We start from the raw sequence: 11,001 nt of genomic DNA, 5'->3' as shown, positions 1-11,001 counted from the left end.
CGTCATCCCGGCTTCGATCTCGCTGATGGTGGCCTCGTACTGGGCTTTGCTGAACATCGGTGCTTCCCCGTCAGTAGACGTTGCGGATGCGGTGCTCGCCCGCCTTGTCTTCGGCGTCGTAGGTGTCGGCGACGGTGCGCAGCGTCTGCCCGATCTGGGTCATGGCGGCCGAGCCTTCGGCGGCGCGCGCGGTGACGGCGGCGACGAGGTCGTTGTACGGGGCGACGATCAGCTGGAACAGGCCGGCTTCCAGGCGTCCGAGCTCCATGGCGGCGACCGCGGTCGAGATCGTGCTCATCGCCCGGCTCTGGTGGTCCCATTCGGTGGCTTCGGTGCGCAGCGCGGAGGTCGCCACGGCGACTTCTTGGGGGCTCGGCGGCTCAGTCATCGTTGTCCTGGGGTGTCGGTACGTGCGGAGGTCAGGTCGATCAGGGTGGCCAGGGCATCACCGGCGAGAGCGTCGACGTCGCCGCGTGCCGCAGAGGAACGGCGGGCCGCCCGTGCTCGCCGGAGCGCGGCGTTGAGAGCGGCGCCGAGTGTGGCGCCGTCCTGCTGGGCGGCCCATCGCTCGTCGATGCGGCAGGCCGTCAGCCCCTGGGGCCCGACCTCGAGGGTGACGTGTTTGCCGTCGTCGTGTCCGCTGGTCCCGGGAGCGGGGGCCGGTGCTTGTTGTCGGGCGTCAGCCAGCGCGCTGATGACATCCTCGGCGAGCTTCTCGCTGTCGCGCACAGTCCCGGATGGGGGAGAGGGAAGCTCGGTGGAGGAGGCGGGCTGGTCAGCCAGAGCGGCGGACCAGCTGCGCATGCCGGCGCGCAGGGCTTCGTCGACCGCCTCGCGTACAGCCTGCGCCAGGTTCTGGGCTGCCACCTTCCGTTGCCAGCCGGTCTGCACCGTGAACTGGGCGGGCAGTCCGTCGCCGCCGAGCACCGCGGTGATCACCTGCTGGGGATCGGAGCCGGTCGCCTGGCGTGGTGTGGCGGCCCGCAGGCGTGCGGCGAGCTGCCCCAGCCGGGCCGAGCGTTGCTGGAGCTCCTCGAGGCGGCGCGCCATGTCGGGTTGCATCAGCGAGTGGACCCTTCCGGGCGTATGGCACCTGCCCGGTGCACGGCCTGCGTGACGGCGCTCCCGATCATGATCAGAGAGAAAGCCTCCAGCAGCAGCAGGGGCATGGCCGTCACCCCGGTGCTGCCCGCGCCGATGAAGGTGACCGCGAGGATCACGACGAGGGCGGCGGCAGCGAAGACGGCCACCGCGATCACGGCGCGGGGGACGCGGGACGCTCCTCGCCAGGCCGTGACAGCGCCGGCGAGGGCGATGACCGGGACAACGGCCAGCAGCCAAGGGGTCGCTCCGCCGACGGGCGACGAGCCGGCAAGGCCCTCATCCGCGGCGGACAGCAGGAACAAGGCCCCGCTGGTGATCACGGCGAAGAGCACCCACAGCACCAGCGCGGTGCCGTTGCGCCTGCCCTTCGCCATCCGACCTCCCCCTGGTCATCGCGGACCTGGTCAGACTGCCTGAACGGCGGGTCGGGTGGCAAGCCGGCAAGTGCGTGGAAGGCCCCGCGTGAGCGTTGCGGCGGATCGCTGCGGCGCCGAGCCGGACACGCCCCGGGTGGCACGGCTCGATCGCCGGGCACATCGGTCCGCCGAGGTTCACGGCGTTCCGGGTACGCCGATCGTCGGCGTGTCCGTAGCGGTGGGTGCCACGGCGGTGTCGTCAACCATCGGCTGTCCCGTCGTGGCTCGGCCGGTGGCGACCCGGGTGAGCGGCACGGCGAGACGCGTGAGTGCCTGTTCGGCGTACCGGGCGAGGGTCTGCTGGCCGGGGTGCCGCCCGGCGGTGTGATAGTGCAGCGACAGAATCGCCCGTAGCCGGTGGTGGTCATCGTGCAGGGGATAGCAGTGCATGGCACGGGTGCCGGCGGCCAGTAACACCTCGCGGGTCGGCTGGTCGGTGAAGAGGGGGCTGGTAGCGACGTCGTCGACGAGAACCGGTTCCCCGGTCCGCGCTGCGGCGGTGACCGCGGAGCCGGCTGTCACGTCGAGCGTGGCGGCCTGGCCGATGACGGAGCGCGGTAGTCCCCGTTGACGGACGAGCGGCAACGACCGGGTTGCCGAGTCGTAGATCCGCACGTCACAGGCGTCGGCGAGGCGGATCGCGATGGTCGCGAGCGCCGAGAGCACGAGCTGCTCGTCGGCGAGGGCCGAGAAATCCGGCGCGATCAACGTGGCCATGTCGTCCCGTAACCGGCGGTGGAACAGTGCCAGGATCGCTCGCCGGCTGGCCCACATCTCGGCGTCGACAGCGGCCTGCTCGGTGTGACCTTGCCGCGCCGACACCCCGGCGACCGGGGACAACGCGGGATCGAAGAACAGGCCGCGAGGCGGTTGATCGGAGGCGAGAGCAGCGGCCACCGTGTCGAACACCGACAGGTTGCCGTGGGCGGGATATTTCCGCAGGACTTCGGTGCTCCAGGCGCCGGTGGTGGCCACCAGTCTCAGCGGAATGTGCCGATCGGAGCACGCGGCGGCAACTTCATCGAGCGCGTGCAGCACCGCGGCGGTGACAAACGCCACGGCGGTCAGGTCGATGATCATTACGGCGGGATGCGGTGAGACGGTGAGAGCTGCGACAAGATCACGCGTGACCGCGCGACGAGTGTCTCGGTCGACTGCTCCGTGGACGGCGCAGATGACGCCGGCGGAGTCGGTTACCGAGACCGTCACCCAAGCGTTGCCGCCGTCGCCCATGACACACCCTCCCTGGGATGGCCGATGAGCCTGATGCCTCAGCCAAGCATTGTCCGGTGCGCCGCAACAGCCGCTTTACGGTAACCCCCCTGCTGACGGATGCCCGTCAGGAAGCCGTCGAACCCACCTCGTGCCGCGCAGCTTCCTGCCCTTGCCGGACGTCAGCCGGCGGCCGGGCCGGCTACCAGCGATTCCAGCGCCGCCAGACCCAGTGTCTGATGGGCGGTGCTGGTGGCCGGGGCGACCAGACGCAAGGCGTCGCGGGCGACCCACTCGTGCAGGAGTTGCACCCCGGCGCTGGCCAGGAAGGTGACGTCGGTGAGATCGAGGACGAGGCCGGGCGCTGCGTGGGTGGTGAGAGCGGTACGCAGAAGGTGGACGGTGGTCGCGTCGAGGGGTCCCCGGACGCTGAGCACAGTCGGGTCCCGGCGGGTGATCGCGACGTCGAAGGAATGCGGCGCCGGCCCGGGCTCGGGACGGGTGGCGTGGGTCTGCCCGATGACGGTGGGGTGCACGATGCTCCGGCGCAGGGTGACGGTGGTGCCGGTGTGGCGGTGGTCGAGCCGCAGATCATCGGTGCAGGCGCGCATCAGGGCCAGCCCTCGGCCGCCGCCGGTGCCGTCCGGGGCCCGCCAGCGGCCGTCGTCGCCGACCTGGATGGTGACGCGGCCGTCGTTGTCCAGGGTGGCGTGCAGGCGTAGCCGGCCCGGCTGGCCACCGTCGCGGGTCTGGTGGTGGTACGCGTGGTCGACGACGTTGGCGGCGGCCTCGTAGGCGGCGAGGGTGAGCGCCAGGTGGTCCTCGCGCCGGCCGCCGAGTGCGTCGAGCCACGAGCCGACGGCGTCGCGCAGCCCGGCGAGCTCGTCACTGCGGGCCGGGCCGTCGAGGACGAGCGGCGGTGCGCAGGCCGGGAGTCGGTGCGCGGCGAGGACGGTGACGTCGTCGGCGTACGAGGTGCGGGTGATCCGTTCGACGGTGAGGCTGCACAGCCGGTCCGGTAGTGACGTGGGGACGGTCCGCCCATGGGTGCCGGCGGCGGCAGCGGTCACCCGGGCGAGCCGGACCAGCCCGTCGTCGAGGGTTTCGCCGGGACGTTCGATCAGGCCGTCGGTGTAGAGCAGCAGGACTTCGCCGGGCCCGAGGGTGGTGGTCGCCGGGGCGGTGGGCGAGCCGCCGACGCCGAGGGGGTCGCCGTGACCGTCCCGGAGGTATCGGACGGTCTGGTCCGCGGCGCAGATCAGTGGCGGGGGGTGCGCCCGGGCGGTCCAGGTGAGGGTGCCGTCGGCGGGGTCGAGCACGGCGACGCACACCGTCGCGGCCCGGGTGGACGGGGCGGTGGCGGCGAACCGGTCGAGCCGGTCGACCGCGTCGGCGAGCGGCTGGCCGGATTGCAGAGCTTCGTGCAGGATGGTGCGCAGCTGCGCCATCGCGGCGGCCGCGGCCGCGCCGTGGCCGACGACGTCGCCGACGACCAGCGCCACCCGGCCGGAGCCGACCGGGACAGCGTCGAACCAGTCGCCGCCGGCCTGCAGCTCGGTGCTCGCGACAACGTACTGCGCTGCCAGCCGGGCCTGCGGTAACACGGGCAGCGCACCGGGGAGCAGGTTGCGTTGCAGGTCCAGCACGACCTGCTCGGCCTGGGCGAGGCGCTGCTCGGCGCCGGCGGCCCGGGCCTCGGCGGTGCGCTGGGCGAGGATCTCCTGGGTGACGTCGAAGCCCCAGGTGATGATGCCCCGCATCCGGCCGTCGGGATAGCGCCAGGGGTTGACGGCCAGGTTGATGAAGATCTCCGAATCCGGGTCCGAGGGGTCGATGTTCAACCGCCACGCGGCCGCGCTGAACGGCTTGCCCTCGGTGAAGACGCGGTAGTAGTTCTCCAGCAGCTCCTGCCCGACCATGGTGAAGGCGAAGTCCGCGACCGGCTTGCCGACCGGTTCCCGCTTCCCGTAGGCCGCCCGGGAAGCGGCGTTCGTCGCGACGACGATCAGGTCCGGTCCCTCACAGGCGGCGAAGAACAGCGGGAGCTCGTCGAGACTTTCCAGCACGTCCTTCGGCTCGCCCACCTGCCGGACGAGCTCGTCCCAGGTCCGCGCCGGAACGGCGTCTGTATCGGCCATTCACCGAGGATAGATCCGGTCGTCGGGAGCGGTGCGTTCGGCGCGGCCACGGGCGAGGGCGAGCTGCGCCTCGATGCGGGCGACAAGCTCCCGGGCGGTGAACGGCTTGACCACGTAGTCATGCGCGCCCGCGGCGAGGGCGGCGACGGCTGCGTCGGGGTCGGCGACGGCGGTCAGCACGATGACCGGCACGTGCCGCAGCGCCGGGTCGGTGCGGATCGCGGCCAGCAGCGCCAGTCCGTCGAGGCGGGGCATCATCGTGTCGGTCAGCACCAGGTCGACCTGCCGGGCGGCGAGGACCTTCAGCGCATGTACGCCGTCAGGGGCGGCTGCCACCTCGTACCGGTCGTCGAGCAACCGGCGCAGGTAGGCGCGCAGGTCCGGATTGTCGTCGACGAGCAGCACGACCGGCCGTCGGCCCGGCAGCACCGTCTCCGGCGCGGGCGCATCCTGGATCTCGGCGGGTGTCGTCTCGCCACCGGTCAGCCACAGGCGTGCCTCGTCGGCGAAGGCCTGCCTGCGCGACGGCCGCGGCCCGGTCCCGGTGCCGGCACCGACGTGGGACGTGCGTCGCTGGGCCAGCGGCAGCCAGACGGTGAAGGTGGTGCCCTTCCCCGGTGTGCTGCGGACCCGGACGGAGCCGCGGTGCAACCGGACCAGCTCCTGCACCAGCGCCAGCCCGATCCCGGATCCCTCGTGGCTGCGTGCCAACGTGCCGCGGATCCGGTGGAACCGTTGGAACAGGTGCGGGATCTCGTCCGCCGCTATGCCGACGCCGGTGTCGGCGACCCGGAGCTCCGCGTGGTTGGCCCGCAGCCCGACCGTGATCGTGATCGACCCGGTGAAGGTGTGCTTGAGCGCGTTGGCGACCAGGTTGAGCACGACCTGTTCCCACATGTCCGGGTCGACCGGCACGGTGCGGCCCAGCGGCGGGCAGTCCACGACGTAGGCGAGTCCGGCGTGCTGCACGGCGGAGCGGAACACGCTCGCTATGTCGGCGGTCAGCTCGGCCAGGTCCACGTCCTCGTAACGGGCGCGCGTCGCGCCCTCCCCGATGCGGGCGAACTCCAGCAGCGTGCTGACCAGCTTGAGCGACCGCAACGCGTTGCGATGCGCCAATTGGACCGCTTCGGTCTGCTCGGGCGTCAGCCGGCTGGACAGCAGCTGCTCCAGCGGCAGAAGCAGCAGCGTCAGCGGGGTGCGGAACTCGTGGCTGACGCTGGCGAAGAACTCGTCCTTGGACCGGTTCAGCGCGGCCAGGGCGGTCATCCGCTCCTGCATGTCGCGCCGGCGGCGGCCCGCGAGCACGGCGACACCGACCTGTTCGGCGACCAGATCGAGAAACGCTCGGTGATCGTCGTCGAACGGCACGAGCGGTTCCACGCCGAGGATCACCACGGCCGCCACCATGCCGTCGTCCCGGCGTCCCGCGGGGATCATCATCGCTCGGGCGGGCAGGACGCGGTCCTCGCCCGGCATCCAGCCGTGGAACCGGGTGTCGAGGTCGTCCACCAGCATCGCCCGGCGCTCCCGCAGCACGCCGGCGACCGGCCACGACACACTGTCGCGCAGGCTCAGCCGCCGTTCCGCCACGCCGGATCCCGGCCGGACCCCCGCCGCGGCCGCCAGATGCAGCTCGGCTCCGGTCCTGTCGGGCAGGTAGACCAGCGCGAACGGGATGTCCTGACGGCTGCCGGCCAACGTGTCCGCCATCCGCTCACACGCCACCTGCTCGTTGTCCGGGTCGTCGGCGGTGGCCGTGGCCAGCCGCTGCAACAAGCGCAACCGGCGGTTCGCGACGACCTGCCCAGTGGTCTCGATCAAAGTGGCCAGAATCCCCACCACCCGGCCGCCGTCACGCACCGGGCTGTAGTCGGCCGTCGCGTAGACCAGCTCCGGCACACCGCGCCGGTCGATGGTGAACGCCTGATCACGCAGCAACCGGCCCCGGCCGCTGCGCCACACCTCGTCCAGCGTCGGCCCGAACTGCGCCGACGCCGCCCACGTCGCCAGCACCGGCTGACCCAGCATGGCGGGATGCTGGTCACCGGCCAGGTCCCGGCAGGCATCGTTGTAGAACTGGACCATGTCGCGGCCCCAGAGCAGATCCATGGGCACCTGCGCGGCCAGCACCAGGGCCACGGTGTTCCGCAGCACCTCAGGCCACTTCTCCAACGGGCCCAACGACGTGCTCGACCAGTTCATCGCCGCCATGCGCCGGCCCATCTCGCCGCCGGCGGCGAACACCGCCTCCGCGGCCAGCACCTGCGGCAGCGGTAAGCGCTCACCACGGCCCACGACCGCGTCCAGGATCTCCGGGATCTCACCCAGCGCCAGCACCAGATCCGCAAGCCCTGCCCCGGCCACGGCGCCAGGCATCCCGTACGCCAGCGAAGTCACCTCGTCCTGCACCAGCACCGTCCCGCCGGCCTCCTTGACCGACTGGGCCCCCACCGACCCGTCATGGCCGCTACCCGTCAGCACCAGCGCGAGGACCCCCGCACCGAACGCGTCGGCGGCGGAAGTGAACAGCTCGTCGACCGAGCCCAGCGACGACGGGCGCCCGTGCGGGCGCACCGACAACGTCGCGTCCGGCTCCAACCGCATCGACGACCGGGCCGGACACAGATAGACCCGGCCCGGAAGGATCGGCGCCCCGTCGGCCGCCCAGCTGACCGGCAGCGGCGACACCCGTTCGAGCACCGACGCAAGCCGTGACGCCGCCGGGCTGATGTGATGCACCACGAGAATCGCGGCCGACGGCGTTGTCCGCAGGCTGCCGAGCACCACCTGCAACGCCTCCACACCACCCAGCGAGGAGCCGATCACCACGACCGAATAACGCGAGACCTCAGGCACCAACCCAGTCTGCCCCGGCCCCGTCGCCACCGCCGCGCGGAAGGTGTCCGTGTTGCGCCTACCGGGGCCGGCCTGCGGCGTTGTCGTTCGGGTCGGGGTCGGTGACCGTGTGCGGCAGGTTGATCAGGCTGAGCACGTGGTGAGCGGTGCTGCCGGCCGGGGCGTACAAGCGGAGCGGGTAGGGGCGGCCCGGGCCGTATCGTTGCGGCCGGTACAGCTCGGCGATGGCAGCGCTGCTGAGATGGGTGACGGCGGTGAGGTCGACGGTCAGCTCGTGGGTGCCACCCAGGGTGAGCCGGTCCAGTTCGGTTCCCAGATCGTCGACGGTGTCGGTGTCGAGCGGGCCGTGGATGGCGATCCGGCTGCTCGGCGCGTGCGGCTGAGCGACGATGATCATCACTTCGGGGGCCCTGTCGGTGCCGCCGGCGCTGCCGGGACTGATCTGCTCGGCGGCGAGCAGGCGGGCGGGGCGGGACAACCGTCGCCGTACGGTGACCGTTGTGCCCTGCGTGGACCGGTCGATCTCGAGGTGGTCGGCGAAGCTGGTGGTCATGGCGAGCCCGAAACCGTGGTCGGCGCGGAACTGTTGGTCGCCCGGGCGGCCGCGTGTGCGCCAGCGGCCGTTGTCGGCGACACACAGCCGTGCCTCGCCGTCGTCACGCAGGTCGGCCGTGACGGTCACCGTGGCGTCACCGGTGTCGGGCCGGGCATGCTCGCCCGCATTGGTCACCAACTCCGAGACCACGTGCGTGAGCGCGACCATGTCGTGTTCGCCGGTGTCGTACGAGGCCAGCCAGTCCCGGACTGCGGCGCGAGCCGTCCTGGCCGTCACCGCCGCTCACATACAGCGGAGGTGTCGGGACTCGCCGTTGCGCGGCGAGCAGAGTGATGTCGTCGGTGTGCCCGGACTGGCGTACCAGCAGTTCCAGGGTCTGCGTGCTGGCCCGTTCGACCGCGTGCAGGGAGGGATCGAATCCGCGTCCGGCGACGCTGTCGATGGCCACCTGGGACAGCTCGACGGTCGCGGCGGCGGGTTCACGCCCGGGACGTTCGATGATGCCGTCGCTGTAGAGCAATACCATCTCGCCGTCCTCGAGCCGCTCGGTCTGCAGACGGTAAGCGGCGCCGGTGCCCAGCGGGCCCGCGCCGGACAGCGGCAGGTACCGCGCGGCCTGAGCGTTGACCACCAGCGGGGGCGGGTGGCCGGCTGAGCACCAGGCCAGCGCGCCGTCGGCGGGATCGAGCACGGCCACGCACACGGTCGCAGCGTGGGCGGCGGGCACGCGACGGGCCATCCGGTCGGCCGCACGGATCGCGCCGAGGACGTCACCGGTCTCGTCGAGCCGGTCCTGCAACACCGTCCGCAGCTGGCCCATCGCGGCGGAGGCGGCGACGCCGTGGCCCACCACGTCGCCGACGACGAGCGCGACCCGTCCGTCGGGCGTCGGGATCGCGTCGAACCAGTCGCCGCCGGCCGCGGTGTCCGCGTCGGCCAGCAGGTAGCTGGCCGCGATCTGCACTGCGGGCAGCACCGGAAGCCCCGCGGGCAGCAACTGCTGCTGCAAGGTACGAATGACGTCGAGGGCACGGGCATAGCGCTGTTCCGCCACGACGGCGCGGTCCTGCTCGGCCCGCCGGCGCCGGACCTCGTCGGTGACATCGATGCCGATGGCCGTGATCCCGGCGACCGCTCCGGCCTCGTCGAGGTAGGGCTCGATGACGAAATCCATGAAGTATTCGCGCCGCGTGTCGTCCGAGTCGCCGACCTGGAACCGCCATTCCCGCCCGGTCTGCGCCTCACCGCTCGCGTAGATCTTTTCCACCATGGCGCTGACCTGCTGCCCCGCGAACTCGGGGAACAACTCGTGGTAGGTGAGGCCGACGACGTGATCGCGGCCCACGAACGAGCGGAATGCGGCATTCGCCGCTGTCACCCGCAGGTCCGGGCCGTCGTAGGAGGCCAACAGCAGGGATATCGCATCGAACCGGTCGCGAATGGTGCTCGCTTCGCCGATCCGGCGATCGATATCGTCACTCACAACCCGTGCCTCGACTTCCCGCGGAACCGGCGCCACTGCGTACAGCTTGCCAACATCTCACAGGAGCAGTGTCGCCTCGGGGAGGCACGTCAAACGTTCCCGGACGTGTACTTGGCGTCGCCGGCTCGGGCGGGAGCGCCCTGATCGAGTTCTTTCCCGGCTCTGACGCGGACCTGCGGGCGGCCGGAACACCCGCGGCTTGGGCATGCCCAAGCCCACCAGCTGTACGCCGAATTCGCGGTACCCGCCTCCGGCGAGCCGCTGTTCCAGGTCGGGGAGAAGGACCACACCGTGCCGGATTCCCGTACTCCCGCTTGGTTCACTGGTGGTGCGGCGAGGTGAGGTAGTGCTGGCGAAGCAGCTCGCGGCCGTAGTCGTTGCCGTTGGGGGTGCGGATCACGGAGTGCAGATGCAGCTGGGACGGGCCGTCGGCGCGGGTCTTGCCGTAGGCGGGGCCCAGGGGGCCGGCCGCCTGGCAGTCGACCTCGAGCCAGATGACCGGGCTGTGCACCCGCAGATAGAACGGGTCGGTGCTGCCGGTGCCACCGATCCACGCCGCGTACGTGTCGGTCAGGTGGGCGCGGATCTCGCTCATCCGTACCTGGGCGGCGTCGGCCTTGGCCCGTTGCACGAACACGTCGACCACCGCGAGCAGCTTCTGCTGCTGGGCTTTCGTGAGAGTGGCGGCGCGGATCCCGGCGTACGGCTGGATCGCGTTGTCGGCGAAGGCGCCCGCCTTCATGTCCTCGTTGGCCTTGGTGGCCGAGATGATCGCGGTCTTCTGCTGGGTGGCGGTCAGCGACTGGACGAAAGCCAGGCTCGCCGCCACCTCCTCGGTGCATGCGGTGACGGTCGTGCCGTCGATCTGCAGCGTGGTCGGCTCCGAACCCCAGAAGCACGGGCTCATCACGACCTGCTCGCCCAGGACGAAGTAGTTGACGACCAGGTGGTGCCCGTCAAGCTGGAAGCCCCACGGCTCGGTCGCCGACGGGGTGCCCATCACGGTCACGTAGTAGAGCTCGTCGTTGAAGACGGCGCTGTTGCCGGCGATCGTGCCCGCCGCGAGGTTGATCCGGCGGATCCGCTCGGTGGTCTCCAGGCCGTCGGCGCTCAGCGCCGCCCGGAGCAGGGCTGTGATCGAGGCCTGCCCGGCGTCGTCCAGGTCGGCGAAGGAGATGCCCTTGCGGGGGAACTCACCCGGATCGAGATTGCTCCATGTACGCCATTCGGTGG

Annotated in this window: 9 protein-coding genes; all 9 read right to left on the bottom strand. The window is 71.4% G+C overall.

What is annotated here, in order from left to right:
* Positions 1-70: 70 nt before the first annotated feature.
* Complete coding sequence (locus RBH18_RS40680; RefSeq protein ID WP_306215853.1) at positions 71-355, bottom strand: hypothetical protein; 285 nt, start codon at positions 353-355, stop codon at positions 71-73.
* A 29-nt stretch (positions 356-384) separates the two neighbouring features.
* Positions 385-1,062, bottom strand: coding sequence for a hypothetical protein (locus RBH18_RS40675; protein ID WP_306215852.1), 678 nt, complete (start codon positions 1,060-1,062; stop codon positions 385-387).
* On the bottom strand, positions 1,062-1,478 hold the full coding sequence (locus tag RBH18_RS40670; RefSeq protein WP_306215851.1) for a hypothetical protein: 417 nt from the start codon (positions 1,476-1,478) through the stop codon (positions 1,062-1,064). The genes RBH18_RS40675 and RBH18_RS40670 overlap by 1 nt, the downstream gene beginning before the upstream one ends.
* A gap of 177 nt (positions 1,479-1,655) precedes the next feature.
* Positions 1,656-2,600 (bottom strand): GAF domain-containing protein, encoded by a 945-nt coding sequence (locus RBH18_RS40665; RefSeq protein WP_306215850.1) that lies wholly within the window; start codon positions 2,598-2,600, stop codon positions 1,656-1,658.
* A 314-nt stretch (positions 2,601-2,914) separates the two neighbouring features.
* Entirely contained in the window at positions 2,915-4,870 is a 1,956-nt protein-coding gene (locus RBH18_RS40660) for a SpoIIE family protein phosphatase (RefSeq protein WP_306215849.1), read from the bottom strand.
* Entirely contained in the window at positions 4,871-7,729 is a 2,859-nt protein-coding gene (locus RBH18_RS40655; protein WP_306215848.1) for a chemotaxis protein CheB, read from the bottom strand.
* Between the two features lie 58 nt (positions 7,730-7,787).
* The gene (locus RBH18_RS40650; protein WP_306215854.1) at positions 7,788-8,522 is read right to left on the bottom strand and encodes an ATP-binding protein; all 735 of its coding nucleotides are present in this window, start codon (positions 8,520-8,522) and stop codon (positions 7,788-7,790) included.
* On the bottom strand, positions 8,419-9,768 hold the full coding sequence (locus tag RBH18_RS40645; RefSeq protein ID WP_306215847.1) for a PP2C family protein-serine/threonine phosphatase: 1,350 nt from the start codon (positions 9,766-9,768) through the stop codon (positions 8,419-8,421). Before RBH18_RS40645 ends, RBH18_RS40650 begins: the two co-directional genes overlap by 104 nt.
* 319 nt (positions 9,769-10,087) lie before the next feature.
* On the bottom strand, positions 10,088-11,001 hold a 914-nt coding region (locus RBH18_RS40640), incomplete at its 5' end, for a DUF3500 domain-containing protein (protein ID WP_306215846.1).

The organism is Actinoplanes oryzae, assembly GCF_030757795.1.
In the GTDB taxonomy this organism is placed as follows: Bacteria; Actinomycetota; Actinomycetes; order Mycobacteriales; family Micromonosporaceae; genus Actinoplanes.
This window is presented reverse-complemented; position numbering and strand designations above follow the sequence as displayed.

Bases quoted from the DNA above. Each gene is read 5' to 3' on its own strand.
- RBH18_RS40665 (WP_306215850.1), bottom strand. From the start codon at position 2,600: ATGATCATCGACCTGACCGCCGTGGCGTTTGTCACCGCCGCGGTGCTG.
- RBH18_RS40660 (WP_306215849.1), bottom strand. From the start codon at position 4,870: ATGGCCGATACAGACGCCGTTCCGGCGCGGACCTGGGACGAGCTCGTC.
- RBH18_RS40670 (WP_306215851.1), bottom strand. From the start codon at position 1,478: ATGGCGAAGGGCAGGCGCAACGGCACCGCGCTGGTGCTGTGGGTGCTC.
- RBH18_RS40675 (WP_306215852.1), bottom strand. From the start codon at position 1,062: ATGCAACCCGACATGGCGCGCCGCCTCGAGGAGCTCCAGCAACGCTCG.